Here is a 24,600-nt window from a genome sequence, read left to right as displayed (position 1 = left end):
GGGGTTTTTACTTTTTCGGGAAGTCCGTAGGCGAACGGGAGCTTGGATGGCGTACTACATCTGGTTCGTGGCAGCGGTGCTGCTGGTGATCGTCGAACTGAACACCGGCACGTTCTATCTGCTGATGGTGGCGGTGGGCCTGGCCGCCGCCGGGGTGGCGGCCTGGCTCGGCGCATCGTCCGCGGCGCAGGCCCTGGTCGGGGCGCTGGTGGCGGCGGTGCTGATCGCCGGGCTGCGCCGCACCCGCTTCGGCAAGCTGCGGCGCGGCAATGCCGCGGCCGATCCCAACGTCAATCTCGATATCGGCCAGGAACTCGACGTGCCGGCGTGGGACGCCAACGGGCGCGCGCGCGTGCCGTACCGCGGCGCCGACTGGACCGTCGAGCTGGCGCCCGATTGCCCCCCCGATCGCGCCCTGGCGCCGGGCCGCTACCGCATCGTCGCGGTGCGCGGCAGCACGCTGGTGGTGTCGCCGCGCTGAAGCCCTGTCTGCCAAGTCTTGTGCGCATCGCGGCCGCGGCCGCGGTGTGTTCCGCCTGCCGCCGACCGGCGGCGCCGTACCGATGTGTTCTGCCTGGAGGATCGTTACATGCTTGCTTTTCAGCTTGGTTTGCTGCCGCTGATCATCCTTATCGCCGTTATCGTGCTGATTGCCAAGGGCATCAAGATCGTGCCGCAGCAGCATGCCTGGGTGCTGGAGCGCCTGGGACGCTATCACGCGACCCTGACGCCGGGGTTGTCGATCGTAGTACCGTTCGTCGACCGCGTCGCCTACAAGCACGTGCTCAAGGAAATCCCGCTGGACGTGCCCAGCCAGGTCTGCATCACCAAGGACAACACGCAGCTGCAGGTCGACGGCGTGCTGTACTTCCAGGTCACCGACCCGATGAAGGCTTCGTACGGCTCGAGCAATTTCGTGGTCGCGATCACGCAGCTGTCGCAGACCACGCTGCGCTCGGTGATCGGCAAGCTGGAGCTGGACAAGACCTTCGAGGAGCGCGAGTTCATCAACCACAGCGTGGTCAACGCGCTAGACGAAGCCGCGTCCAACTGGGGCGTGAAGGTGCTGCGCTACGAGATCAAGGATCTGACCCCGCCCAAGGAGATCCTGCATGCGATGCAGGCGCAGATCACCGCCGAGCGCGAAAAGCGCGCGCTGATCGCGGCTTCCGAAGGCAAGCGCCAGGAGCAGATCAACCTGGCCACCGGCGCGCGCGAGGCGGCGATCCAGAAGTCGGAGGGCGAGCGCCAGGCGGCGATCAACAAGGCCCAGGGCGAGGCCAGCGCGATCCTGGCGGTGGCCGAGGCCAATGCGCAGGCGATCCAGAAGATCGGCAATGCGATCCGCACCGAGGGCGGCATGGATGCGGTCAACCTGAAGGTGGCCGAGGAATACGTGGCCGCGTTCGGCAACCTGGCCAAGCAGGGCAATACGCTGATCGTGCCGGGCAATATGGGTGACATGAGCAGCATGATCGCCACGGCGCTGCAGATCGTGAAGGGGCAGCAGAAGGCCGCTTGAAGGGGCAAGGAATCAAGGGCGGCCGCAAGCGGGGCCGCGGCGCTGCGGCTCAGTGCTTGGTGTCGCCCTTCATGATGCGGGCCTTCTCGCGCTGCCAGTCGCGCTGCTTTTCGGTCTCGCGCTTGTCGAACTGCTTCTTGCCCTTGGCCAGCCCGATCTCGCATTTCACGCGGCCGCGCGTGTAATGCAGGTTCAGCGGCACCAGCGTGTAGCCGCGCTGCTCGACCTTGCCGATCAGCTTCTTGATTTCGTCGGCCTTGAGCAGCAGCTTGCGCGTGCGCACCGGATCGGGCTTGACGTGGGTGGAGGCGCTTTGCAGCGGGCTGATATGGGCGCCGATCAGGAACATCTCGGCGTCGCGCACGACCACGTAGCCTTCCTTGATCTGTACGCGGCCGGCGCGGATCGCCTTGACCTCCCAGCCTTCCAGCACGATCCCGGCCTCGTATCGTTCCTCGATGAAATAGTCGAAGAAGGCCTTCTTGTTGTCTGCAATGGTCATGCGTGCGGGTAGGATGCGGTAGGGTGGATGCTGGCCGGTTCGCTGCAGCGCCGCATGGCGGGATGCCGCGGGGCGCGCGGGTCGGCTAAAATCGGGATTCTAGCAAACCAGCCCCCGGCACAGGCGCATGCCTGCCGCGCAGCGCGCGCGGCATGGCCGCAAGCCAGATTTCCCCTTACATGGCAGACGTCCATAAATCCGTCCTGCTCGGTTACTCCGCCGCGCAGATGTACGACCTGGTCACCCGCGTGGAGGACTATCCCAAGTTCCTGCCATGGTGCGGCGGCGTGGAGGTGTTCGAGCAGACCGAGACCAGGCTCGACGCCAAGATCCATATCCACTTCAAGGGCATCCAGCAGTTCTTCCATACGCGCAATACCCAGGAGCGCCCCACCCGTATCGACATGACCTTTGCCGACGGGCCGTTCAAGACCTTCAACGGCTCATGGCGCTTCACGCCGCTGCGCGAAGACGCCTGCAAGATCGAGTTCCACCTGCACTACGAGTTTTCCAGCCTGCTGCTGGAGAAGCTCATCGGCCCGGTCTTCAGCATGATCGCCAATACCTTTGTCGATGCCTTCGTCAAGCGCGCCGAGGTGGTCTATGGCACCAGCTGAACGCAGCGCCGGCACGGTGCATATCGCGGTCTGCTACGCGCGTCCGGATGCCGTGTTCCTGAAGGACATCGACGTGCCCGCCGGCACCACCATTGCCGCGGCCATCGTCGGCTCCGGGTTGCAGCAGGCGTGCCCGGAGGTCGATCCGGCGACCATGCGCGTGGGCATTTTCGGCAAGCTCAAGACCCCGGAGACGGTGGTGCGCGATGGCGATCGCGTCGAGGTGTACCGGCCGCTGACGGCGGATCCGAAGCAGGCGCGCCGCAAGCGGGTGCAGAAGCAGCGCGCCAGCGGCACGCGCGAGGGCCAGAAATGGCTGCGCGGCAACAGCTGAGCCGCGCCTCGCCGCCAGCCAAACAGGGCCCGGGCCCCGTTTTTCGTGGCTTCAGTTGCAGTGCTTTTCCAGGTTGGCGCTGGTCCTGAGGAGTTCCGCCTGGCGCTGCTCGCTGTTCAGGTGCTGCAGCGAACCGTCCGGGCCGGCGACCGCGGCGCGCATGCCCTGTTGCAGTCCGGTGGCGTAGTTGCGCAGCTGCGCGCAGCGCGCGGCGCGCTCGGCCGCCTCGGTTTCCCTGCGGGCTTCCTCGGCAGCGGCTTTCAGGCTGGCTTCGCGGCGCTTCTGGAACGCTTCTTCGGGCGTCGGCGCGGCGGGCCTGGCCGAGGCTTTGGCGGGAGCCGGTGCGGCGCCGGCGGCGTCCGCGGGCTGCGCCGACTGGACCGGCTGGAAGTCGCCGGCGGGGCGCCCCGGGGCGCGCAGGACCCTGGCCGCGGCCGTCGATAGCGGCACGTCGCTGTACACCATGTGGCCGTTGGCGTCGCGCCACTGCCAGTAGGCGAGGGCCGGCGCAGGCACGGCCAGGACGGTGGCAAGGGCGGCGGCAAGCAGGCACGGCGCGGACGATCGTAGCATGGCGGGACGTCTCAAAGTGGCTCTGGAAGCACGGGCCGCCGGCTGCATGCATGGCGATGCCGCGGCAGACCACCGCGGCGACCGCCTGGGCGCCTCGCATGCAAGGCAATGCGTAGCGCCGGTTTGACCCTGGGTGTGGTTGTATTTTTAGCTGGCGCGTGTGACCCCCGCGCCATGGTTCGCTAGTCTACGCAGACTTGTCCGTGGCGTGCAAGCGCACCGACCACGCCACGCCGACCATCAGCAACACGATCGCGGCGATTTCCAGCGCGCGCGGCCAGCGCTGCTCGAAGATAAAGCCATAGGCCAGCGCAAACAGCGTTTCGAACACGATCATCTGCCCCGACAGCGTCAGCGGCAGGCGCCGGCTGGCGATATTCCACAGGTTGTTGCCGATCAGCGAGGCGCCCAGCGCCACCGCGGCGTTGACCATCCAGAACCACTGCCAGTCGCGGCCGCTGTCGGCGGCGCCCAGGGCGTCGCCGGCGATCAGCCAGCCGGCCAGCGCCAGCACCGCGGACACCGCGCCGGTCGACAGTCCGTACAGCGCCGACCATTCATTGCCGCTGTAATGTGGGTTGCGCTGCAGGTAGCGCGCGTTGTCGACCGCGTAGAGGGTCCAGCAGACCAGCGCCCCGGCGGCGCAGGCGACCCCGGCCAGCTTCTGCCACACCGGCCGCGCCACGGCGCCGGCCGCCGCCGCATGGGTACTCTGGCCGCCGCCGAACAGGTCGATGTTGATGCAGGCAATGCCCGCGGCCACCACCAGCAGCGGCCACAGCAGCCGCGACAGCGGCACCGCGCCGTGGTCGCGCCGGCCCATGATGGTGACCGAGATCGGCAGGATGCCGATGATCAGCGAGGTCGGGCCGACCCCGGCCAGCTGCACGCCGAAGGCGAGCAGCACGTAGTAGAGCAGGTTGCCGGTAAAGGCCTGGCGCAGCAGCGCCACGCAATCGGCGCGGGTCAGCTTGCGCGCGATGCGCCGCAGCAGCGGCAGCGCCGCCACGCAGGCCACCAGCCCGTAGGCCAGGTAGCGGCCGATGGCCAGCTCCCACGGCGAAAACGCGGGCAGCAGCTTGGGGGCGATGAAGACCATGCCCCAGAACGCACCAGCCAGCAGCCCGCACAATACGCCGATTCCCATACTTCGCCGTGCCCCGGATAAAAAGACAACGAGCATAGCAGACAGCACCTGGGAAAGCCGTTGGCGGGCATCAGCAAATCGCGCATTCCTGTATAATTCGGTTTTGCGCCTAGAGGAATTGCTATGCGTCTTGTCCAGAAAGCACTCACATTCGATGACGTGCTGCTCGTCCCGGCCTATTCGGCCGTCCTTCCCCGGGATGTTTCCCTCCGCACCCGCCTGACCCGCTCCATCGACCTGAACATCCCGCTGGTGTCCGCGGCGATGGACACCGTGACGGAAGCGCGCCTGGCGATTTCCATGGCGCAGGCCGGCGGCATCGGCATCATCCACAAGAACCTGAAGCCCGCCGACCAGGCCCGCGAAGTCGCGCGCGTCAAGCGGTATGAGTCGGGCGTGCTGCGTGATCCGATCACCATTTCGCCGGACATGAAGATCCGCGATGTGATTGCGCTGTCGCAGCAGCACGGCATTTCCGGGTTCCCGGTGGTCGAGGGCAAGGCCGTGGTCGGCATCATCACCAACCGCGACCTGCGCTTCGAGGAAGAGCTCGACGCCCCGGTGCGCGCCAAGATGACGCCGCGCGACAAGCTGGTGACCGTGGCCGAGGGCGCGCCGCTGGAAGAAGCCAAGCGGCTGATGAACCGCCACCGCCTCGAGCGCGTGCTGGTGGTGAACCAGGCCTTCGAGCTGCGCGGCCTGATCACGGTGAAGGACATCCAGAAGGCGGTGGACAACCCGCTCGCCAGCAAGGACGACCACGGCCAGCTGCGCGTCGGCGCCGCGGTCGGTGTGGGCCCGGACAACGACGAGCGCGTCGAGCTGCTGGTCAAGGCCGGCGTCGACGTGATTGTGGTCGATACGGCGCACGGCCACAGCCAGGGCGTGCTGGACCGCGTGCGCTGGGTCAAGCAAAACTTCCCGCAGGTGCAGGTGGTGGGCGGCAACATCGCCACCGGCGACGCCGCGCGCGCGCTGGTCGAGCATGGCGCCGACGGCGTCAAGGTCGGCATCGGCCCCGGCTCGATCTGCACCACGCGTATCGTTGCCGGCGTCGGCGTGCCCCAGATCACCGCCGTCTCCAACGTGGCCGAAGCGCTCAAGGGCACCGGCGTGCCGCTGATCGCCGACGGCGGCGTGCGCTACTCCGGCGACGTGGCCAAGGCACTTGCGGCCGGCGCGCACACCGTGATGATGGGCGGCATGTTCTCGGGCACCGAGGAAGCGCCGGGCGAGACCTTCCTGTTCCAGGGCCGCTCGTTCAAGAGCTACCGCGGCATGGGTTCGGTGGGCGCGATGAAGGACGGCGCGGCCGACCGCTACTTCCAGGAAGACAACACCGCCAACGTCGACAAGCTGGTGCCCGAAGGCATCGAAGGGCGCGTGCCGTACAAGGGCTCGGTGATGGCCATCATCCACCAGCTGACCGGCGGCGTGCGGGCTTCGATGGGCTATTGCGGCAGCAAGTCGATTGCCGACTGGCACGAGAGCGCCCAGTTCGTCCAGATCACGGCGGCCGGCATGCGTGAATCGCACGTGCACGACGTGCAGATCACCAAGGAAGCGCCGAACTACCATATCGACTGATGCCCCCATGGCCGCGCACCGTCCCTGCAGGCGGTGCGCGGCCGCCGGCATCCGGGCGGGCGCGCGCCAGCTCGTGCCCGCGCCCGATCCGCCATGCCATCCGAACCTGGCCGCGCGCCATGCAGGCGTTGTCCTGATGCCCGCCGCACCACCGGCCGGGGCCAAGACGAGGAGCGCCAATGAAGGTGTTGCTGCGAGCCGTGCTGTTTTTCGATGCCCTGGTGGACCTGCTGCTGGGCATCCTGCTGCTGATGTCCCCGTTCACCACGCTGTACGCGGCGCTGCAGTTGCCGCAGCCGCAGCCTGCGCTGTTCGGGCAGCTGCTGGGCGTGGCGCTGGTGGGACTGTCGGTGCTGCTGTGGCAGGCCGCCTTCAACGGCCAGCTGACTGTGCCGGTGGCGCGCACGGCAGGCTATGTGAACCTGGCCAGCGCGGTGCTCATCATCGGCTGGATGGTGTTCCTGGAGCTGCCGCTGGAAGGCGCCGGCAAGATCTGGCTGCCGACCATGGCGGTGGTGCTGCTGTTCTTTGCCGTGGTGCAGATCCCGGCGGCCAAGCGCGTGCGCGTGCGCGAACAGCAACGGAAGATGGAACGCGCGCTGCAGGAACAGGAAAGCAGGAAGGAACCCGGCGTCGCCCCCGCGGCGCGCCCCATGAATACCCCAGAATACCGGCGCGAGCCGGTCATCACGCCGCCGCCGGGCTATGGCCCCGGCACGGAAGTCGTGACCGAGCCCATCCCGGAAGACACGCCATCGGCCCATCATGCACGACAAAATCCTCATTCTTGATTTCGGCTCGCAGGTCACGCAGCTGATCGCCCGCCGCGTCCGCGAGGCGCACGTCTATTGCGAAATCCATCCGAACGACGTCAGCGACGCGTTCGTGCGCGAATTCGCCCCCAAGGCGATCATCCTGTCCGGCAGCCACGCCAGCACCTATGAAGACCACCAGCTGCGCGCGCCGCAGGCGGTGTGGGACCTCGGCGTGCCGGTGCTGGGCATCTGCTACGGCATGCAGACCATGGCGGTGCAGCTGGGCGGCAAGGTCGAGTGGAGCGACCATCGCGAGTTCGGCTACGCCGAGATGCGCGCCCATGGCCATACCGAGCTGCTCAAGGACATCGAGGACTTCCGCACGCCGGAAGGCCACGGCATGCTAAAGGTATGGATGAGCCATGGCGACAAGGTCACCGGCCTGCCGCCCGGCTTCAAGCTGATGGCGTCCACGCCGAGCTGCCCGATCGCCGGCATGGCCGACGAAACGCGCCACTACTACGCCGTGCAGTTCCACCCCGAGGTCACGCACACGGTCAAGGGCCGCCAGATGCTGGAGCGCTTCGTGCTGCAGATCGCCGGCTGCAGGCCTGACTGGGTCATGCGCGACCATATCGAGGAAGCGGTCGCAAAGATCCGCGAGCAGGTTGGCGATGAGGAAGTCATCCTGGGCCTGTCCGGCGGCGTCGATTCGTCGGTGGCCGCGGCGCTGATCCATCGCGCCATCGGCGACCAGCTGACCTGCGTGTTCGTCGACCACGGCCTGCTGCGCCAGGACGAAGGCAAGCTGGTGATGGAGATGTTCGTCGGCCGCCTGCACGCCAAGGTGGTCCATGTCGACGCCTCCGAGCAGTTCCTCGGCCACCTGGCTGGCGTCACCGATCCCGAACAGAAGCGCAAGATCATCGGCCGCGAGTTCGTCGAGGTGTTCCAGGCCGAGGCGCGCAAGCTGACCAACGCCAAGTGGCTGGCGCAGGGCACCATCTACCCGGATGTGGTGGAATCGGGCGGCACCAAGACCAAGAAGGCCACCACCATCAAGAGCCACCACAACGTCGGCGGCCTGCCCGAGACGCTGGGCCTGAAGCTGCTCGAGCCGCTGCGCGACCTGTTCAAGGACGAAGTGCGCGAGCTGGGCGTGGAGCTGGGCCTGCCGCCCGAAATGGTCTACCGCCACCCGTTCCCGGGCCCGGGCCTGGGCGTGCGCATCCTCGGCGAAGTCAAGCGCGACTACGCCGACCTGCTGCGCCGCGCCGATGCCATCTTCATCGAAGAACTGCGCAAGACCATCGCCACCGAACACGACGCCGCCGCCGGGCTGTGCGAGCCCGATCAGGTCGGCAAGAGCTGGTACGACCTGACCAGCCAGGCCTTCGCCGTGTTCCTGCCGGTCAAGTCCGTCGGCGTGATGGGCGACGGCCGCACCTACGACTACGTGGTCGCGCTGCGCGCGGTGCAGACCACCGACTTCATGACCGCGCACTGGGCGCACCTGCCGTATGCGTTGCTGGGTCGTTGCTCGAACCGGATCATTAACGAAGTCCGGGGTTTGAACCGGGTCGTGTATGACGTGTCGGGGAAGCCGCCGGCGACGATTGAGTGGGAGTGATTGCGCGTACGGCCTAGTCCGGCGCCAAGGCGCACAAGACTGCCTCGAGGCCCGCGTCACCGCGGGCCTTTTTCAATTTCGGCAGCGCTGTGCGGATGCGAGCCCGCGCCCTTGTATACATGCTGTCAATTTAGTAAATTTGCAGTCATTGAATGCATAATTGGAATCGTGACTATGCCAATCCTGACAATACGAAATGTGCCCGACGAGGTACATCGTGCCCTGCGCTTGCGTGCCGCCGAGCATGGCCGCAGCACGGAGGCTGAGGTGCGCGAGATTCTTGAGCGTGCGGTGAAGTCCGGCCAGCGCGTCCGCATGGGCGATGCGTTGGCGGAGGTCGGTCGCCGTGCCGGGCTGACGAACGAGGATTTCGCTGAATTGGATCAGTTACGTGACAAGGTGCCGGCAAAGCCGATGAAGTTCAAATGATCGTCCTGGATACGAACGTCGTCTCCGAGGCGATGAAACCGGAACCCGACCCGGCCGTACGCGCCTGGTTGAATGCGCAGGTGGCGGAAACTTTGTATCTGTCCAGCGTGACGCTTGCCGAATTGCTCTTCGGCATCGGCGCGCTGCCGGACGGCAAGCGCAAGAAGGGCCTCGGTGAAGCCTTGGACGGCCTGATCGAGCTGTTCGGCGCGCGCCTGTTGATGTTCGATACCGAAGCGGTGCGGCATTATGCCGAACTCGCAGTGAAGGCGCGGGCGGCGGGAAAGGGTTTTCCGACGCCTGATGGATATATTGGCGCCATTGCCGCCTCCAGGGGCTTTATCGTAGCCACACGTGATACCAGCCCGTTCGAGGCAGCCGGACTCACGGTGATCAACCCCTGGGAGCACCGGTAGTAGAGGGTGCAGCAATTCGTCGCGAGTGCCCACCACTCAAACCGACCACCCCAGACTCACCACCCCGATCACCACCCCCAGCCCGATCCGATACCACGCAAATACCCGCAGCGAATGGCGCGCCACCAGCCGCACCAGCGCATTGACGACGAACAGCGCGGACAGGAACGCGGCGGTGAAGCCGGCGGCAATGGACCAGATGTCCTGCAGGCTGAGCAGGTGGTAGTGCCGCATGGCGTCGTAGGTGGCGGCGCCCAGCATGGTGGGGATGGCCAGGAAGAACGAGAACTCGGTCGCTGCCTGGCGCGATACGCCTGCCAGCATGCCGCCGATGATGGTGGCGCCCGAGCGTGACGTGCCGGGGATCATCGCCACGCACTGGGCGAAGCCGATGCCGATCGCCTGTTTCCAGCCGAAATCTTCGATGGCGTGGATGCGCGGCACGGCGCTGCGGCGCTCGACCCAGAGGATGACCAGGCCGCCCGCGATCAGGGCGGCGGCGACCACCGCCGGATCGAACAAATGGTGCTTGATGGGACCGATGAGTAGCGCGCCGATGATCGCGGCGGGCAGGAAGGCGACCAGCACCGCGGTGGCGAAGCGCAACGCGTCGGGATCACGCCGCACCACGCCCTCGCACAGGTCGGTGATCTTGGCACGGTACAGCCAGCACACGGCGAGGATCGCGCCCAGCTGGATCACCACGTCGAACACGCGCGCCTCGTGCGAGGTGAAGTCGATCCAGTCGCCGACCAGGATCAGGTGCCCGGTGCTAGAAATGGGCAGGAATTCCGTTAGGCCCTCGAGCAGGCCGAGAAAGAATGCCTTGCCCAGGTGGATCCAGTCGATCATGTGGCGGCTGCCTCGTGGTTGCGGTGCGGTTCGAAGGGGCGCGGAGCCGGGGGACCGTCAGGCCGCCAGGCTGTGGAGCAGCTGGGGCTCGCGCTCCTCAAGGTAGCGGCGGAACTGCGCGCCGGTTTCGTGGTGCTTGAGCGCGTATTCGACCGTCGCCTTCAGATAGCCCAGCTTGCTGCCGCAGTCATAGCGCGTTCCCTGGTAGCGATAGGCCAGCACCTGTTCCTGGCTCAGCAGCGACTGGATCGCGTCGGTGAGCTGGAATTCGCCGCCGGCGCCGGGCTTCAGTGCGCGCAGGTGGTCGAAGATGCGCGGCGTCAGGATGTAGCGGCCGACCACGCCGAGATTGGACGGGGCTTCTTCCGGCGCGGGCTTTTCGACGATGCCCGAGACCTTGATCACGCCCTCGGCCCACTCGCGGCCCTCGACCACGCCGTAGGAGCGGCTCTGTTCCGGCAGGATCTCTTCGACGCCCAGCACCGAGCAGTTGTAGTGGTCGTACGCGTCGACCATCTGCTTCATCACCGGCGGATTGCCGTCGATCAGGTCGTCGGCCAGCATCACCGCGAACGGGGCGTCGCCCACCAGCTTGGCTGCGCACAGCACCGCGTGGCCCAGGCCCAGGGCTTCGGACTGGCGTACATAGAAGCATTCGACGTTGGCCGGCTTGATCGAGCGCACCACGTCCAGCAAAGCGCGCTTGTTCTTGGCTTCGAGTTCCACCTCCAGCTCGAAGGCCTTGTCGAAGTGGTCCTCGATGGCGCGCTTGGATCGGCCGGTGACGAAGATCATCTCGGTGATGCCGGCGGCGATGGCTTCTTCCACGGCGTACTGGATCAGCGGCTTGTCGACCACCGGCAGCATTTCCTTGGGGCTGGCCTTGGTGGCCGGCAGGAAGCGGGTGCCCAGGCCTGCGACCGGGAAGACGGCCTTGCTAACGCGACTTGTCATTTGAGTGGTTCCCTTCAAAGGTTCGGCAACGCTCGGTGCGATGGCGGCGATGTCTGCTGCATCCGCCGGCAAAGAAAGAGGGTGTAGGCGCAACAGGGAATCAATCGCCTACACCCTTAAGTCGGCACGGGGTGCCACCGGCGATTGTGCTGCGTCGCACCACCCGCGGTACCCCTCACGCGTTGGGACGGAATTTGTTTCCACTCCGATGGGGGGATCGGAAACTTGGCAAAAACGCCGGCCGCGCCTTGAAGATGTAGTCCCGCGAGCCATAAACTTCGCCCGTCATTTGGCGATGACGCAGTGCGGAAAAGAGCGCGCCCAGCGCGCCGGGCACAACCAGTCAACACCGCCAGGTTCAGTTCCGCAGCCGTGCAGACAAGCGGACAGGCGCCACCGGTGCCATGCCGAACCAGCGGGGTCACCACTGTGCGTTACGACAGGGTGGCGGCGGGCCATGCGGGTCTTCTTGCAAACAAGGGAATCATCGAGAGTGCTAAAGCTTTCAAGCAGCTTGAGGTTTGGCAGGGCCGTCATGTGCCTGGGGATCGTTCCGTTGCTGGCATCGTGCGCGCTGGCGCCGGGCATGCGCTTCGACCCGCAGCGCCCGCTGGATCCGGAGGACCCGCAGTCGGTGCCCAAGGTCACGCAGATCACGCCGGCGCTGGTGCGTACGCTGAAGGCCGCGACGCCGCCCGCGAACGCTGGCGTCGAAGCCCTGTTCGGCGAGCCCGGGCCCTATACCGTAGGCGTCGGCGACATTCTCTCGATCGTGGTGTGGGATCACCCGGAGCTGGTGTTCCCCACGCAGACCTACTCGATCGGCGCCGCCTACGAGATCCCGAGCTACAGCGGCGCGGCCAACATTCCGGGCTATGTGGTCAGTCCGGCGGGCACCATCCAGTTTCCCTATGCCGGCGTGCTCAAGGTGCTCGGCCAGACCCCGGACCAGATCCGCGGGCAGCTCAGCACCCAGCTCAAGCCGGTGGTCACGATGCCGCAGGTCACGGTGCGCGTGCTGGCGTTTCGCAGCAAGCGTGTTTACCTCGACGGCGAAGTGAAGACGCCGGGCCCGCAGAATATCGACGACGTGCCGATGACGCTGGTCGAGGCGCTCAACCGCGCCGGCGGCATCAACGTGCTGACCGGCGACAACAGCCGCATCCGCATCTCGCGCGAGGGCAAGATCTATTACGTCAGCCTGCCGGCGCTGCTGCAGCAAGGCATCGACCCGGCGCGCATCCTGCTGCGCAACGGCGACATCGTGCGCGTGGAGCAGCGCGAGGACAGCAAGGTCTTCGTCACCGGCGAAGTCGTCAAGCCGACGCCGGTGATGCCGCGCAACGGCCGGCTCACGCTCAGCGAAGCGATCGGTGAAGCCGGCGGCCTCAACCCCAATTCGGCCAACGCCAAGGAGCTCTACGTGATCCGCAAGGCCGCCGACGGGGAGGCCGAGGTGTTCCACCTCGACGGCAAGTCGCCGGTCGCCTTTGCCCTGGCCGAGGCCTTCGAGCTGAAGCCGCGCGACGTGGTCTATGTCGATGCCGCGGGCGTGGTGCGCTGGAGCCGCGTGATCAACCAGCTGGTGCCGAGCGGCAACTTCTTCACCTCCACCGCGAACGCAGTCAAATGATCAAGACCGTACTCGTGGTCTGCATCGGCAATATCTGCCGCAGCCCGATGGCACAGGGGCTGCTCCGGCAGGCGCTGCCCGACGGAGAGGTGGTTTCCGCCGGCCTTGGCGCGCTGTCCGGGCACGCGGCGGATCCGCATGCGGTGGACCTGATGAGCCGAAACGGCGTGGATATTTCCGGACACCGGGCGCAGCAGCTCAATCACGTGCTGATCCGGCGCGCGGACCTGATCCTGGTGATGGACGGGGCGCAGCGGCAGGAGATCCAGCGCCTGCATCCCGCCACCACCGGACGGGTGTTCCGGCTGGGCGAGCTGGAGAAGTTCGATGTGCCCGATCCCTACCGCCAGCCCCGTGCGGCATTCGAGAGCGCGCTGCAGCTGATCCAGCGCGGCGTGGAGTCCTGGGTGCCGCGCATCCGGGCCTTGGGTTAAACCGATACTGTCCTGCCATGAACCAGTCCACTTATGTTCCCGTCGCGGCGCCGGCCCAGTCCGACGAGATTGCCGTCGTCCGCTATCTGGACGTGCTGGTGGCAAACCGCTGGCTGATCGCGGCCATCGCCTTTGCCGTCCTGTCGCTCGGCGTTGCCTACGCGTTCCTGGCGCGTCCGGTGTACGAGGCCAACATCCTGGTGCAGGTCGAAGACAGCCAGAACAGTCCCAATGGCCTGCTGGGCGATGTCTCGTCGCTGTTCGACGTCAAGACGCAGGCGACCGCGGAAATCGAGATCCTGCGCTCGCGCATGGTGGTCGGCAAGGCGGTCGACAACCTGCGGCTCTATATCGATGCCAAGCCCAGGTATTTCCCGCTGGTCGGCCCGTGGCTCGCCAGCCAGTCGAAGGGCCTGTCCGAGCCCGGCCTGTTCGGCATGGGCGGCTATGCCTGGGGCGCGGAATCGATCGAGGTGCCGACCTTCGACGTGCCCGAGATGCTGCAGGGCGAGAACTTCCTGCTGGTGAGCCTGGGCGATGGCCGCTACCGGCTCGAGCAGAGCAGCCTGGACCAGCCCATCGTCGGCCGCGTCGGCGAACTGGTCGAGACCAGCCATGCGGTCGGCGCGATCCGGCTGCTGGTGACGGCGCTGAAGGCCAAGCCCGGCATTGCCTTCAACCTGGTGCGCCAGTCGCGGCTGAAGACGCTGGAGCAGCTGCAGCAGCAGCTAAACATCGCGGAGAAGGGCAAGCAGAGCGGCGTGATCGGGGCCTCGCTGGAAGGCAACGACGCCGGGCTGACGGCGGCGATCCTGAACGAGATCGGCGACGAGTATGTGGCCCAGAACATCAACCGCAAGGCCGCGGAAGCGGAAAAGTCGCTGCTGTTCCTCAACAACCTGCTGCCGCAGCTGAAGGGCGAGCTCGAGCGCGCGGAAGTGAAGTACAACGCCATGCGCAACGAGCGCGGCACCTTCAACCTCAGCGAAGAAGGCAAGGCCTTCCTGCAGGAAAGCGTGACCGCCGAAACTTCGTTGCTGGAACTCAAGCAGAAGCGCGCCGAGCTGGTGACGCGCTTTGCGCCCGGCCATCCGTCGATGCAGGCGATCGACAAGCAGATTGCCGCGCTGGCCGCCAAGGCGGGCGCGGTCGCCGGCCGGGTCAAGACCCTGCCCAACCTGGAGCAGGACACCGTGCGGCTGATGCGCGACGTGCAGGTCAACAACGACCTCTATGTCGGCATGCTGAACAATATGCAGCAGCTCAAGCTGGTCAAGGCCGGCAAGGTCGGCAGCGTGCGCCTGGTCGACAGCTCGCCGGTGCCCGAGGAGCCGGTCAAGCCGAAGAAGGCGCTGGTGATCGTGCTGGCGGCAGTGCTCGGCGTGCTGGCCGGGGCGGTGGTGGCTTTTGTGCGCAATGCCCTGTATGGCGGGATCACCGACCCCAAGGACATCGAGGAACACACCGGGCTCAACGTGTATGCGACGGTGCCCCAGTCCGAACACCAGCTCACCATCAGCAAGGACATCCAGGCGCGCAAGCGCGGCCACTACCTGCTGGCCGACCGCTTCCCCAACGAGCCCTCGGTGGAAAGCCTGCGCAGCCTGCGCACGTCGCTGCAGTTCGCCATGCTGGATGCGCCCAACAACCGCGTGCTGCTGACCGGTGCCACCGCCGGCGTGGGCAAGTCCTTCGTCTCGGTCAACCTGGCCGCGTTGCTGGCCTCGGGCGGCAAGCGCGTGCTGCTGGTCGACGCCGATATGCGCAAGGGCTACCTGAACCAGTACTTCGGCAAGGACCGCGAGCCGGGATTGTCCGACGTGCTGGCCGGCAAGCTGGCGCTGGACGAGGTGATCCACCGCGACGTGGTGCCGGGACTGGACTTTATCGGCACCGGGACGATTCCGCCGAATCCCGCCGAGCTGATGCTGAACGAACGCATGGTCAGGCTGCTGGAGGAGCTCAGCGCGCGCTACGACATGCTGATGGTCGACACGCCGCCGGTGCTGGCCGTCGCCGATGCCGCGATCCTGGCCGAGCGTTGCGGCACGGTGTTCCTGGTGACGCGCTTCGGCAAGAGTTCGATCGGCGAGATCTCGGAATGCGCCAAGCAGCTGGCGCAGGTCAGCGTGAGCGTGAAGGGCGTGATCTTCAACGGCCTCGACCCCAATGCCTTCCGCTACGGCTATGGCTCCAAGTACGGGCGCTATCGCTATGCCTATTACGGCTACTCGCAGAGCGAGAAGGCGTAAGCCATGCAAGCCGCGCGACTGGACCGCGACTGGGTGCTGGCCGAGCGTGGGCTGGCCACGGTGGCGAGCCTGGTGCTGAGCCTGCTCTACCTGGTGATCTACTTTTTCGGCCGCGACGCGCTGCCGGAAAAATGGGTCACCGATTCCAACAAGATGCTGGAATTCCTGGTCAGCGGCTCGACCGACCTTGACGATTCGTTCGCCGCCACCGCCAAAGTGTTCTCGGTGTTCGGGGCGGAGTATGTGAATGTGGTCACCGCCACGGTCGGCGTCGCCTATCTTGCGCTGGCGTCGAGCCGGTTGGCGGGCCTGCGCGACCTGGCCACGCGCTGGCTGTTCGTGCTGCCCTGCATGCTGCTGAACCTGCTGTCGCCCGGCAAGGAGACCGTGGTGATCGCGATGTCGATCGCGCTGGTCATGGGCGGGATGTCGCGCGGCGTGTCGTTGCGCGGGCTGGTGGTCATGACCATGGTGCTGTACGGCTGCTATGCGCTCTTCATCCGCAACTACTACGCCATGATCCTGGTGCTGGCGCTGGGCATCCGCGCGTCGGCGCGGCTGCGGCCGGCATGGAAGGCGATCGTGCTGGCCTGCGTGCTGGGCGCGATCCTGGTGGCGCCGTCCGAGATCCTGTACATCCTGCAGTCGCCGCGGGATATCTCGAACAACTATGCACTGAGCATCGGCAGCGACAACCGCACCATGATCTGGAACCTGTATCCGCCCACGTCCGGTGTGAATTTCATTGTCAACTACCTGTACGCGGCGGTCATGTTCGTGCTGCCGGTGATCAGCTTCCGCGCGCCGGTCGACCTGGCCATGATGCTGATGCATGCGGCGATCCTGCGCGTGGCGCTGCGCGGCCTGTCCGGGGCGCCGGCGGCGAGCGAGGACGAGCGCAAGCGGCGCTGGTTCGCCACGCTGGTGGTGGCGCATATCCTGGTGCAGTTTATCTTCGAGCCTGACCTGGGCAGCTATGTTCGCCATCTCACCTCGGTCAGCCTGTTCCTCATCCCTTTGCTAACAGCCTTGCCGGCCAAACAAGATGAAGCACGTCGTCATATGCGCGGTGCCATACAGTGACAACCTCGGCGATGCGGTGATCGCCGAAACGCTGGGCCACCTGATCCGCCAGGCCGTGCCGGATTGCCGTGTCAGCTTCCTGGACATCGCCGGGCGCACCCGGCTGGGAGAACACTCGCTGAAGAAAGGCCGCCTGATGCGGCTGTTCTCGCGGCTGCCCGGCTGGGCCCGGGTGCCGGTGCTGACCACCGCCATCTGGCTGAAATACCGGCGCCAGTGGCGCACCCGCTGGCAGCAGCAACTGGCCGATGCGGACCTGGTGGTGGTCGGCGGCGGCCAGCTGCTGTGCGACGTGGACCTGAACTTCCCGCTCAAGCTCTACCTGCTGGCCCGCTGCCTTGGCAACGACGCCAAGGTCGCGCTGGTGTCGGTGGGCGTGGCGGCCGGCTGGTCGCGCCTGGGGCGCTACCTGGTGTCGCGCTTCTTCTCGCTGGCGGCGCCGCAGTTCGTCTCGGTCCGGGATGAAGGGTCGCGGCGCAATATCGTCGGCCTTGGCGCGGGCGAGGCTTGCGACGTCGCCATCATTCCCGATCCGGCCATCCTGAGTTCGGCGCTGTATGCGGAGCACGGGCTGGAGAAGCGCTGGGATGTCGGGATCTGCGTCTCGGACGTCGAATCGCTGCACTACAACGCGGACCTGGTCGCCGTATCGGAGCAGGGCGCGGGGCTGGGCATGTTCGTCGAGCTGGTGCACAGGCTGCGGCAGGACGGGCAGCGCGTGGTGCTGTTCACCAACGGCGCCGAGGAAGACAATGTCGCCGCGGCCACGGTCAGGAGCCGGCTGGGCGCGGCGGTTGCGGACGGCGTGGACTACATGCTGCCGAAGTCGCCGGCGGAGCTGGCATCGATCATCGCGGGCTGCCACAGCATGGTCGGGCACCGCATGCACGCCAACATCATCGCCTTCAGCTTCGGCGTGCCTTCCGTCGGCATCGTCTGGGACACCAAGGTCGCGTCGTTCTTCAAGCTGAGCGGGCGCGGCGATTTCGCGGTGCGGCAGAGCGCCGGCGCCGACGACGTGATCGAAAGGCTGGCCTACGCGCGCTCGCTGGGCGCGGCGCAGTTCAAGCGCTCGGCGCGGCTGGGCCGCGATATCAGGCAGGGGCTGGCGCTGCTGTTCGACCAGAGGCTGGCCGTTCCGGCCGCGAAGGCGCCGCTGCGGGCGGCGCCTTCGCTCGAGGGGACGCCATGATGCGCCGCATGTTGCCGGCGCTGGGCGCGGTGTGCGAGCAGGCCGCGTATACGGCGGTGCAGTTCGGCATCAACGTGGCGCTGGCCCGCTCCATGGATGTGGCGGGCTATGGGCTGGTGGCGGTGGTGCTGTCGCTGGTGGTGTTCATCAACATCTTCTATGTCGCGTTCCTGCACGAGCCGGCGCTGATCGAGGGGATCAAGCTGCGCGTGCGCTTCTCGGCCGAGGTCGCGGTGCTGACGGTGTTTCCGGTCGCGGCCGGGTCCATCCTCTACCTGTACGGGCATGGGCTGAGCACCTCGGCCTGTGCCGCCGCCGCGGTGCTGTTTGCCAGCTACACCGCCTACTGGGTGCTCCGGACCGTGGGCGCGAAGACGCGGGGCTATGCCGGGCTGCTGGTCTGCCACACGCTGATCGGCGGCGGCGTGGCCGTGATCGGCCTGGCCTCCGGCACGCAGCCCGCGCCTGCGGCGATGCTGCTGCTCGCGGCCGTGATCCTGCTGCCGACCCTGGTCGCCGCGGTCACGCTGCGCCGCCGCGGGCGCCTCGAACTCATCCCGGGCCGGCCCGAGTCGCCGCGCCAGTGGCTGGGGTTCGGGGCCAGCTCGGCCAGCGCGCAGCTGATGAGCTGGCTGGTCGGGCCGGGACTGGTGGTGCTGCTCGGCTCGCTCGGGCACTTCGCCGACTCGGCCAAGTTCCGCATCCTGCTGACGGTGCTGCTGCCGGCCCAGTATGTCCTGATGGCGCTGGGCTACCACCTGATGCCAAGGTTCGCGGCGTCGTTCCGGCAGGACGACACCCTGACGCTGGCCAGGAACGCAGCCGGCTTCGTGCTGGGCGGCGTGGTGCTGTCCGGCGTGCTGAGCGTGCTGCTGCTGTGGTTTGGCGACCAGCTCGTCGTCATGCTGTTCGGCGCGGCCTACGGAGATCTCGACGTGCGCTTCTTTTCGCTGTTTCCGATCGTGTTCGCGGTGGTGATGTGCCTGCGCACCTTGCTGAAGTCGTTCGGCATGGCGCGCGCGATCTTCCTGGCCGCGGGCATCGGCCTGCTGGCGGGCATCGCGCTGGGGACATGGCGTTATCCGCAGCTCGACTACCTCGTGGCGGCGCAGATTATGCTGGTGTCGTTCCTTGTCATCGCGCTGTTCCAGACCGGTGCGCTCGCCATGGGCGTACTGCGCAGGCATGTCGCCGCGTAGCGCCGCAGCGCCGCGCCGCGGGGCGCAGACGCGTGCGCTGGCGCTGGCGGCGCTGATCGCGGTCTCCGGCTGGTGGCCCGTCCGGCAGGCGCATGCCGAGAACGGACAGGCCTCGGGCCGGATTGCGTCGATGCCGGCCTTTGCCGTGCAGATCGATCCGGCCACGGTGTCGGCCCGCGACTTCGCCGAGATCCGGCGCCTCGGTTTCTCGCACGTGCGTTTCGGCGTGCGGCCCGAGGTGGTGCGCGGACACCTGGCGCCGCAGCGCTACGCGCAGGTCATTGCGCAGGCCCGCCAGGCCGGCCTGCAGATGCTGGTCACGCTGTATGGCGGTCGGTATATCTGGGGCGACGAGGGCGGGGACGGTGGCAGCGATGCCAGCGAGGCCAGTTTCGCCGCGTTCGCCAGCCAGTTCATGCAGCGCAATGCGGGGCCGGACCTGTCGTACGAGATCTGGAACGAGCCCGACAACAAGACCTTCCTGCATCCGTCGGTACCCATTTCGCGGCTGCTCTCGACCGCCGGCAAGATCTGCGACGCGCTGGCACAGGCCGGCACGGCGCCGCCGCCGTCGGTTTACCTGTTCGGCCTGGCGCGCTTGCCCGGGCCGGCAAATCCCGTGGCGGAACAGTCCTTGTCGCGCCTGCTGACCGATCCGCGCCTGGGCTGCATCAAGGGGCTCAGCATCCATCCGTACCGCGCCACGCCCGAGACGCTGCTGCGCGACTATCGGCAACTGGGCGCCCGCATCCGCAATTCGCCGCGCCCCGGCGCGCAACTGATCGTCAGCGAATGGGGCTACGCCTCGTACCTGCCGGTGCGCAGCGAAGCCACGCAGGCGACGCTGGTCGCGCGGCAGGTGCTCGCCGGCGTCATGGCGCAAGCACCCATGCTCGGCATCTACGCGTGGCGCGACCGCGGCCAGGCGAGATGGGACCGCGAGGCGAACTTCGGCCTGCTGCGTAACGATGGCTCGGAGAAGCCGGTCATCGCCATGCTGCGCGACCTGCTGGGCCTGTTGTCGGGGGCGCAGGACGCGCAATGGCGCCAGCGCGAGGACAGCTTCGTGCTGTCGCTGCGCAAGGACGGCGCGGTCCATCGCATCTATTGGGGGCCGCAGGGCCGGGCGCTGTTGCGCGAGGCGCTGGCGCAGGCGGCGCCGGAGGGCTGCAAGGTGCGCGCGTTGGGCACCCCCGCAGGCGCGCGCCCCTGCGCGGCGCTGCTGCAGGACGCCAACGCGCTTGCCGACGCGCAGATGCTGCTGGCGAGCTGGCCCGGCGGCAATGCGCCGCCCTGACCAGCGCGGCAACGGCCGTGCTAGGCGAGCAGGGCGCGCGAGTAGAAGGACTCGAACTTCCTCGCCTGGGTCACGATATTGAACTCGGACTTGGCGCGTGTCGCGGCGTGCTCTGACATGGTTTGCCACAGCGTGGCATCGCCGACGATGGCTTCGATCGAACTGGCCATGGAGGCGGCGTCGTCCACCGGCACGATAAAGCCGTTGCTGCCATCGACGATGATGTCCTTGATGCCGTCGACATCGGTGCCGACCACCGGGATCGCCAGCGCATTGGCTTCCGCCAGCACATAGCCGAAGCTCTCGTAGTGCGAGGTCAGCACCACCACGGCGGCATGCGCCAGCAGTTCCAGCAGCTCGGAGCGGCCCATCCACGCGATCGCGGTGATGTCCTTGCCCTCGACCAGACCGCGCTCCTGCAGCATGGCATCGAGCGTGGCGCGGTCGTTCTCGTAGTGGCCGTAGCCCACCAGCATGAACTCGACATCGGGACGGCCCTGGAACAGCCTGGCCACGTCCAGGAACATGGGGATGTTCTTCTGCGGGCTGATCCGCGCCACCATGATCACGCGCTTGACGCCGGCGGCCAGTTGCCTTTCCACCGGCACGGAGCGGGGCTCGACGGCGTTCAGGATGGCATGGGCGCGCTCGCGCGGCAGGCCCACCTCATGGATGGCGCGGTCGCGCTCCGAAGGCGAGGTCGCCAGCACCGCATCGGTCAGCCGATGCAGGAAGCGCTCCGCCATCAGGAACACGCGCCGCTTGATGCCGCGCAGGCCCAGGTAATAGTAGGCATGCGGGGTGTAGACCACGCGCACGTCCAGGCCGATGCAGGCCAGCCGGCCCACCAGGCCGGCCTTGGAGCTGTGCAGGTGGACGATCTGCGGCGCCACGCGCTTGACCAGCGCGCGCAGGCTGAGCGCCGCCTTCAGGTCGTTGAGCGGATCGAGCTTGCGCGGTATCGGCAGGTAGCTGACGCCGAAATTGCGCGCATCGGCAACCGCCGAGACCGAGCATTGCTTCGGCAGGGCGAAGTGGAAGCTGATGTGCTCGTCGTTGATATGGGAGGCCAGCAGGTGCAGGTAGGTCTCGACACCGCCCAGGCACTCGGTGACATGCAGGACTTTGATCATTGGCTTGCGATTCGATGGCGTCACGGGGAAGCGGATGGGCTGGCGTGGCTCAGTAGGCGTTGCTGCCCATCCAGCCACGGAAGGCGGTCCAGAAAATGATGCGCAGGTCGAGCCAGAACGACCAGTTGCGGATGTAGAAGATGTCGTGCTCGACCCGCTTGGCCATCTTGTCCAGGGTGTCGGTCTCGCCGCGGTAGCCGTTGATCTGCGCCCACCCGGTGATGCCCGGCTTGACGCGATGGCGCAGCATGTAGAAGTCGAGCTGCTCCTTGTACATGTTGTTGTGCGCCATGGCATGCGGGCGCGGGCCGACCACGCTCATCTCGCCCTTCAGCACGTTGATGAACTGCGGCAGCTCGTCGAGGCTGGTGCGGCGCAGGAAGGCGCCGATCGGCGTGACGCGGCTGTCGCCCTTGGTAGCCTGCGTGACCACGCCGTGCTCGGCATGCACCTTCATGCTGCGGAACTTGTAGACGTGGATGACGCGTCCGTCCAGGCCGAGACGTTCCTGCTTGAAGAACACCGGACCGGGCGAGTCGCGCTTGATCAGTACCGCGATCAGCAGGAACAGCGGCGACAGCGCCAGCAGCACGAGCGCGGCGAAGGTGCGGTCGAAGATCGCCTTGATGGTGCCGCGCACGCCCAGCGACGGCGGCTTGTTCATCTCCACCGCCGGCATGCCGAGGAAGTTGCCGACGTTGTGGTTGAGCAGGTCGAAGTCGAGCACGCTCGGCATCCACTTGATGTCGATGAAGTCATTGCGCAGCGAGAAGGCGATCTCCTGCATCAGGCGGTGCTCGCTCATCGGCAGCGTCAGCCAGATCTCGGCAATGCCGTGCTCGCGGGCGAACGCGGCGATGTCGGCGCTGTCGTTGATGCGGCGGCGTCCTTCCGGCGTGGGCTCGCCTGCGGCGGCATAGATGCCGCTGATCTTGTAGCCCGTGGTCTGGCTGGCGGTGGCGCGGCGGTACATCTCCTGGCCGGTGCGGCCAAAGCCGACGATGACGACGCGCTTGTTGTTGGCGCCGGCGACGCGCAGCAGGTTGAGCACGGCGCGGCTGACCACGCGCAGCGCCACCAGCCCTGCCAGCGCGAACAGGTACCAGTAGACCATCCACAGGCGCGACAGCGAGTCGGTCTGGTGCAGCAGGTAGGTGAGCAGCAGGCTCACCAGCCAGACCAGGCTCCACGCGGACAGCAGCCGCGCGGCGAGCGAGAACAGGCTGCGCCCGCGCCACGACGTGTACACGTCGAAGCCTGGCAGAACGATGAAGGCAATGGCACAGGCAAAGTACTGGATGAACTGGTGGATTGGCGCCTGCGCGGTGTCGAACCGCGCTTCACTGGCGAGGATTGCCGCCACCCAGATGGCGCCGGCGTCGAACAGGCGAGCCATCAGCGCGAGCTGATCGTGGTGCCTGGCAAACATATCGCGATAGATACCCAATTGCTTCTCCCAGAAGCGTTGAGTAATGGGCGCTCAAGCGAGTGCCCACGCCCTTGTTGTCTCCTCCGAACTCCCGGTCCGCGCGAAGTGGCGGCCAGGCTCGTCGCATGGCATGCATCTGCCCGTGCATGTTCATGGCGTGATCAAGCAGAGTCGTGCGGGGCTGCCTTGCGGCAGCGGTTCCATGGTGTGGCGGCGGTCAGCGCATGACCTGCCACGGGCCGCATCGGTGAGGGCCGTCCATGGAACTGCAACGCTCTCTTTCTGCCGGTGCGCTGAAGGCGCCGGCGTGCTTCGTGTTTTCAGGAGCGAATAGTGCGATGCGGCCAAAAGCGTCGGTACCCTGCATCGGAAGGGAAACTCCGGACGCGTGTGGAGCGGTCTTGCGCGGGTGCCTGGAGCGCGATTGGTTGGGGACGTGGTCGACTTTGGCGCGTTTTTTCGCGCGCGAAAATGCCGCCAATCGCGCTTCCGCGTTACCCCGCGCAAGGAGGGAAACGACAGGGCAGCGCACCCCTCGCTGCGGGGGTGAGAATAAAAAGCGATGACGAGCAGGTCCGGAACCGCCGGCCCGGTGCGGGGCACCGGCACGGCGGATGCGGTGCAGCGTCCGGGCATCCTTCACTCCACGCGGTAGAGGAATGAGAACGAACACAGAGCCACTGACGGTCTTCACGCGCGAACAGCTGGATTCGTATTTCGCGTCGTACGTAGGGATGGAAGGCGGCAATCCAGGCGCTGCGGTCTGGTTCTGCGACAGCGCTCCGCATCCCGGCGTGGCGCCGCTATCGGGCCCGCTGGTGCCGCATGCGCGGCCCACCGCCTGGGATGCGGACTACCGCCACAAGTACCGGCACCACATGGAGCGCTGGCAATCGCACCAGAGGATCGCGCGCATCATGGCGGCGGCACGCGCAAGGGTGTTCAAGACCACCATGGGCGAGCAGGACTGGAAGCATTACTTCGACCATCACCTGTACGGCCCGCAGGGCGCCGAGTTCAAGCTCAGCCTGTTTCCGCTGCCGGCGCGCCTGACCGACGAGATCCCGTGGTCGAAGGCGTTTCGCGGCCAGCCGGAGCTGTTCCCGCGGCAGCGCTATCTCGACCTGTGCCGCGCAGGCCGCCGCTTTGCCTTCATCGACGGGATTCGCCGGCTGTGGAAGCCGAAGGTGGTGATATGCCTGGGCGAGCGGCATGCCGACGACTTCGCGCAGGCCTTCGGCCTGGCGCAGGCGCACGCCACCGACCATGTGCTGCAACCCGCCGACCAGCCCAAGACCCTGCGCGTGCTGGAGCGTGACGGCACCACGTGGCTGATCTGTCCGCCGCTGGCCGGGGCCGGCGGAATGATGTCCGATGTGCTGCTCGACGCGATGGGGCAGTACCTGTCGCGCTGGCTGCGCCCGGACGATTTCTCCGGACACGTCATGGACGTGGCGCGGGAGCCGGTGAGCCAGCCATGAACCCGCGCCAGCTTGCGTCGTGGACGGCCTCGGCCGGGCGCCGGCATCCGCCGCGCCGACGCTTCGAGTTTCCCCCGCCATGTAGGGATGACACGGAATGGTGGATGCGTTTATCTGCGTGCTGCCGCGATCTGCCAGTTGCTGCCGCG

At 66.9% G+C, this 24,600-nt stretch carries 24 protein-coding genes; 17 read left to right on the top strand and 7 right to left on the bottom strand.

The genetic code is table 11. The features are described from left to right. Positions 1–46: 46 nt before the first annotated feature. Both A3AG_RS0112230 and A3AG_RS0112225 read left to right on the top strand, forming a co-directional pair. Positions 47–481, top strand: coding sequence for an NfeD family protein (locus A3AG_RS0112230; protein ID WP_018005679.1), 435 nt, complete (start codon positions 47–49; stop codon positions 479–481). A gap of 108 nt (positions 482–589) precedes the next feature. Beyond that, positions 590–1,522: an SPFH domain-containing protein gene (locus tag A3AG_RS0112225; protein ID WP_018005678.1), complete on the top strand. Its 933-nt coding sequence runs from the start codon at positions 590–592 to the stop codon at positions 1,520–1,522. A gap of 49 nt (positions 1,523–1,571) precedes the next feature. On the opposite strand, the gene smpB is transcribed toward A3AG_RS0112225, so the two are convergent. After that, positions 1,572–2,024 carry an SsrA-binding protein SmpB gene (smpB, locus tag A3AG_RS0112220; protein WP_018005677.1) on the bottom strand — a complete coding sequence of 151 codons (453 nt, stop codon included), beginning with the start codon at positions 2,022–2,024 and terminating at the stop codon, positions 1,572–1,574. Between the two features lie 179 nt (positions 2,025–2,203). Between smpB and A3AG_RS0112215 the strand changes: the two genes are divergently transcribed. Next, positions 2,204–2,641, top strand: a complete 438-nt coding sequence (locus A3AG_RS0112215) for a type II toxin-antitoxin system RatA family toxin (RefSeq protein ID WP_012352934.1) — start codon at positions 2,204–2,206, stop codon at positions 2,639–2,641. Further along, complete coding sequence (locus A3AG_RS0112210; protein WP_018005675.1) at positions 2,628–2,975, top strand: RnfH family protein; 348 nt, start codon at positions 2,628–2,630, stop codon at positions 2,973–2,975. The genes A3AG_RS0112215 and A3AG_RS0112210 overlap by 14 nt, the downstream gene beginning before the upstream one ends. Positions 2,976–3,026: 51 nt before the next feature. Here the strand turns inward: A3AG_RS0112210 and A3AG_RS0112205 are convergent, their stop codons facing one another. Both A3AG_RS0112205 and A3AG_RS0112200 read right to left on the bottom strand, forming a co-directional pair. After that, on the bottom strand, positions 3,027–3,548 hold the full coding sequence (locus tag A3AG_RS0112205) for a DUF4124 domain-containing protein (protein ID WP_018005674.1): 522 nt from the start codon (positions 3,546–3,548) through the stop codon (positions 3,027–3,029). 187 nt (positions 3,549–3,735) lie between these two features. After that, on the bottom strand, positions 3,736–4,695 hold the full coding sequence (locus tag A3AG_RS0112200) for a DMT family transporter (protein ID WP_018005673.1): 960 nt from the start codon (positions 4,693–4,695) through the stop codon (positions 3,736–3,738). A gap of 123 nt (positions 4,696–4,818) precedes the next feature. Between A3AG_RS0112200 and guaB the strand changes: the two genes are divergently transcribed. From guaB to A3AG_RS0112175, 5 genes are all read left to right on the top strand, one after another. Beyond that, positions 4,819–6,282 carry an IMP dehydrogenase gene (gene guaB, locus A3AG_RS0112195; RefSeq protein WP_018005672.1) on the top strand — a complete coding sequence of 488 codons (1,464 nt, stop codon included), beginning with the start codon at positions 4,819–4,821 and terminating at the stop codon, positions 6,280–6,282. 179 nt (positions 6,283–6,461) lie between these two features. Further along, positions 6,462–7,073, top strand: a complete 612-nt coding sequence (locus A3AG_RS0112190) for a hypothetical protein (RefSeq protein WP_018005671.1) — start codon at positions 6,462–6,464, stop codon at positions 7,071–7,073. Further along, positions 7,048–8,667, top strand: coding sequence for a glutamine-hydrolyzing GMP synthase (gene guaA, locus A3AG_RS0112185; protein ID WP_018005670.1), 1,620 nt, complete (start codon positions 7,048–7,050; stop codon positions 8,665–8,667). The genes A3AG_RS0112190 and guaA overlap by 26 nt, the downstream gene beginning before the upstream one ends. Before the next feature lie 174 nt (positions 8,668–8,841). Then, positions 8,842–9,096: a FitA-like ribbon-helix-helix domain-containing protein gene (locus A3AG_RS0112180; RefSeq protein ID WP_018005669.1), complete on the top strand. Its 255-nt coding sequence runs from the start codon at positions 8,842–8,844 to the stop codon at positions 9,094–9,096. Next, positions 9,093–9,512 (top strand): type II toxin-antitoxin system VapC family toxin, encoded by a 420-nt coding sequence (locus A3AG_RS0112175; RefSeq protein ID WP_018005668.1) that lies wholly within the window; start codon positions 9,093–9,095, stop codon positions 9,510–9,512. The genes A3AG_RS0112180 and A3AG_RS0112175 overlap by 4 nt, the downstream gene beginning before the upstream one ends. Before the next feature lie 36 nt (positions 9,513–9,548). Here the strand turns inward: A3AG_RS0112175 and A3AG_RS0112170 are convergent, their stop codons facing one another. Together A3AG_RS0112170 and galU are read right to left on the bottom strand one after the other, a co-directional pair. Then, complete coding sequence (locus tag A3AG_RS0112170) at positions 9,549–10,364, bottom strand: undecaprenyl-diphosphate phosphatase (protein WP_018005667.1); 816 nt, start codon at positions 10,362–10,364, stop codon at positions 9,549–9,551. Between the two features lie 57 nt (positions 10,365–10,421). Then, entirely contained in the window at positions 10,422–11,318 is an 897-nt protein-coding gene (gene galU, locus A3AG_RS0112165; protein ID WP_018005666.1) for a UTP--glucose-1-phosphate uridylyltransferase GalU, read from the bottom strand. Positions 11,319–11,811: 493 nt separating this feature from the next. Here galU and A3AG_RS0112160 point away from each other — a divergent pair, with 493 nt between their 5' ends. Genes A3AG_RS0112160 through A3AG_RS0112130 form a run of 7 tightly spaced genes read left to right on the top strand, consistent with a single transcriptional unit; the run spans position 11,812 to position 20,408 of the window. After that, positions 11,812–12,951 (top strand): polysaccharide biosynthesis/export family protein, encoded by a 1,140-nt coding sequence (locus A3AG_RS0112160; protein ID WP_018005665.1) that lies wholly within the window; start codon positions 11,812–11,814, stop codon positions 12,949–12,951. Then, positions 12,948–13,385, top strand: coding sequence for a low molecular weight protein-tyrosine-phosphatase (locus A3AG_RS0112155; RefSeq protein ID WP_018005664.1), 438 nt, complete (start codon positions 12,948–12,950; stop codon positions 13,383–13,385). The genes A3AG_RS0112160 and A3AG_RS0112155 overlap by 4 nt, the downstream gene beginning before the upstream one ends. 17 nt (positions 13,386–13,402) lie before the next feature. After that, the gene (locus A3AG_RS0112150) at positions 13,403–15,637 is read left to right on the top strand and encodes a polysaccharide biosynthesis tyrosine autokinase (protein WP_018005663.1); all 2,235 of its coding nucleotides are present in this window, start codon (positions 13,403–13,405) and stop codon (positions 15,635–15,637) included. 3 nt (positions 15,638–15,640) lie between these two features. Further along, positions 15,641–16,720: a hypothetical protein gene (locus tag A3AG_RS0112145; protein WP_018005662.1), complete on the top strand. Its 1,080-nt coding sequence runs from the start codon at positions 15,641–15,643 to the stop codon at positions 16,718–16,720. Next, positions 16,683–17,912 carry a polysaccharide pyruvyl transferase family protein gene (locus A3AG_RS0112140; protein WP_026164138.1) on the top strand — a complete coding sequence of 410 codons (1,230 nt, stop codon included), beginning with the start codon at positions 16,683–16,685 and terminating at the stop codon, positions 17,910–17,912. The genes A3AG_RS0112145 and A3AG_RS0112140 overlap by 38 nt, the downstream gene beginning before the upstream one ends. After that, on the top strand, positions 17,909–19,111 hold the full coding sequence (locus tag A3AG_RS0112135; protein WP_018005660.1) for a polysaccharide biosynthesis protein: 1,203 nt from the start codon (positions 17,909–17,911) through the stop codon (positions 19,109–19,111). The genes A3AG_RS0112140 and A3AG_RS0112135 overlap by 4 nt, the downstream gene beginning before the upstream one ends. Continuing rightward, a complete protein-coding gene (locus A3AG_RS0112130; protein WP_018005659.1) occupies positions 19,098–20,408 on the top strand; it encodes a glycoside hydrolase family protein in 1,311 nt (436 codons plus the stop codon). The genes A3AG_RS0112135 and A3AG_RS0112130 overlap by 14 nt, the downstream gene beginning before the upstream one ends. Positions 20,409–20,428: 20 nt before the next feature. Here the strand turns inward: A3AG_RS0112130 and A3AG_RS0112125 are convergent, their stop codons facing one another. Together A3AG_RS0112125 and A3AG_RS0112120 are read right to left on the bottom strand one after the other, a co-directional pair. After that, on the bottom strand, positions 20,429–21,541 hold the full coding sequence (locus tag A3AG_RS0112125) for a glycosyltransferase (protein WP_018005658.1): 1,113 nt from the start codon (positions 21,539–21,541) through the stop codon (positions 20,429–20,431). Between the two features lie 49 nt (positions 21,542–21,590). Continuing rightward, a complete protein-coding gene (locus A3AG_RS0112120) occupies positions 21,591–22,970 on the bottom strand; it encodes an undecaprenyl-phosphate glucose phosphotransferase (RefSeq protein ID WP_018005657.1) in 1,380 nt (459 codons plus the stop codon). A gap of 659 nt (positions 22,971–23,629) precedes the next feature. On the opposite strand from A3AG_RS0112120, the gene A3AG_RS0112115 reads away from it, so the two are divergent. After that, positions 23,630–24,451, top strand: coding sequence for a hypothetical protein (locus tag A3AG_RS0112115; RefSeq protein ID WP_018005656.1), 822 nt, complete (start codon positions 23,630–23,632; stop codon positions 24,449–24,451). The last annotated feature ends 149 nt before the right edge of the window (positions 24,452–24,600 follow it).

It is taken from the genome of Cupriavidus neocaledonicus, assembly GCF_000372525.1.
Classification (GTDB): Bacteria; Pseudomonadota; Gammaproteobacteria; order Burkholderiales; family Burkholderiaceae; genus Cupriavidus; species Cupriavidus neocaledonicus.
Note: the sequence above shows the minus strand (reverse complement) of the source record. Positions and strands in the feature narration are given on the sequence as shown.

What these genes read in the sequence shown, in the direction of transcription:
- A3AG_RS0112230 (WP_018005679.1), top strand. Translation starts at nt 47, where the DNA reads ATGGCGTACTACATCTGGTTCGTGGCAGCGGTGCTGCTGGTGATCGTC.
- A3AG_RS0112225 (WP_018005678.1), top strand. Translation starts at nt 590, where the DNA reads ATGCTTGCTTTTCAGCTTGGTTTGCTGCCGCTGATCATCCTTATCGCC.
- smpB (WP_018005677.1), bottom strand. Translation starts at nt 2,024, where the DNA reads ATGACCATTGCAGACAACAAGAAGGCCTTCTTCGACTATTTCATCGAG.
- A3AG_RS0112215 (WP_012352934.1), top strand. Translation starts at nt 2,204, where the DNA reads ATGGCAGACGTCCATAAATCCGTCCTGCTCGGTTACTCCGCCGCGCAG.
- A3AG_RS0112210 (WP_018005675.1), top strand. Translation starts at nt 2,628, where the DNA reads ATGGCACCAGCTGAACGCAGCGCCGGCACGGTGCATATCGCGGTCTGC.
- A3AG_RS0112205 (WP_018005674.1), bottom strand. Translation starts at nt 3,548, where the DNA reads ATGCTACGATCGTCCGCGCCGTGCCTGCTTGCCGCCGCCCTTGCCACC.
- A3AG_RS0112200 (WP_018005673.1), bottom strand. Translation starts at nt 4,695, where the DNA reads ATGGGAATCGGCGTATTGTGCGGGCTGCTGGCTGGTGCGTTCTGGGGC.
- guaB (WP_018005672.1), top strand. Translation starts at nt 4,819, where the DNA reads ATGCGTCTTGTCCAGAAAGCACTCACATTCGATGACGTGCTGCTCGTC.
- A3AG_RS0112190 (WP_018005671.1), top strand. Translation starts at nt 6,462, where the DNA reads ATGAAGGTGTTGCTGCGAGCCGTGCTGTTTTTCGATGCCCTGGTGGAC.
- guaA (WP_018005670.1), top strand. Translation starts at nt 7,048, where the DNA reads ATGCACGACAAAATCCTCATTCTTGATTTCGGCTCGCAGGTCACGCAG.
- A3AG_RS0112180 (WP_018005669.1), top strand. Translation starts at nt 8,842, where the DNA reads ATGCCAATCCTGACAATACGAAATGTGCCCGACGAGGTACATCGTGCC.
- A3AG_RS0112175 (WP_018005668.1), top strand. Translation starts at nt 9,093, where the DNA reads ATGATCGTCCTGGATACGAACGTCGTCTCCGAGGCGATGAAACCGGAA.
- A3AG_RS0112170 (WP_018005667.1), bottom strand. Translation starts at nt 10,364, where the DNA reads ATGATCGACTGGATCCACCTGGGCAAGGCATTCTTTCTCGGCCTGCTC.
- galU (WP_018005666.1), bottom strand. Translation starts at nt 11,318, where the DNA reads ATGACAAGTCGCGTTAGCAAGGCCGTCTTCCCGGTCGCAGGCCTGGGC.
- A3AG_RS0112155 (WP_018005664.1), top strand. Translation starts at nt 12,948, where the DNA reads ATGATCAAGACCGTACTCGTGGTCTGCATCGGCAATATCTGCCGCAGC.
- A3AG_RS0112150 (WP_018005663.1), top strand. Translation starts at nt 13,403, where the DNA reads ATGAACCAGTCCACTTATGTTCCCGTCGCGGCGCCGGCCCAGTCCGAC.
- A3AG_RS0112145 (WP_018005662.1), top strand. Translation starts at nt 15,641, where the DNA reads ATGCAAGCCGCGCGACTGGACCGCGACTGGGTGCTGGCCGAGCGTGGG.
- A3AG_RS0112140 (WP_026164138.1), top strand. Translation starts at nt 16,683, where the DNA reads ATGAAGCACGTCGTCATATGCGCGGTGCCATACAGTGACAACCTCGGC.
- A3AG_RS0112135 (WP_018005660.1), top strand. Translation starts at nt 17,909, where the DNA reads ATGATGCGCCGCATGTTGCCGGCGCTGGGCGCGGTGTGCGAGCAGGCC.
- A3AG_RS0112130 (WP_018005659.1), top strand. Translation starts at nt 19,098, where the DNA reads ATGTCGCCGCGTAGCGCCGCAGCGCCGCGCCGCGGGGCGCAGACGCGT.
- A3AG_RS0112125 (WP_018005658.1), bottom strand. Translation starts at nt 21,541, where the DNA reads ATGATCAAAGTCCTGCATGTCACCGAGTGCCTGGGCGGTGTCGAGACC.
- A3AG_RS0112120 (WP_018005657.1), bottom strand. Translation starts at nt 22,970, where the DNA reads ATGTTTGCCAGGCACCACGATCAGCTCGCGCTGATGGCTCGCCTGTTC.
- A3AG_RS0112115 (WP_018005656.1), top strand. Translation starts at nt 23,630, where the DNA reads ATGAGAACGAACACAGAGCCACTGACGGTCTTCACGCGCGAACAGCTG.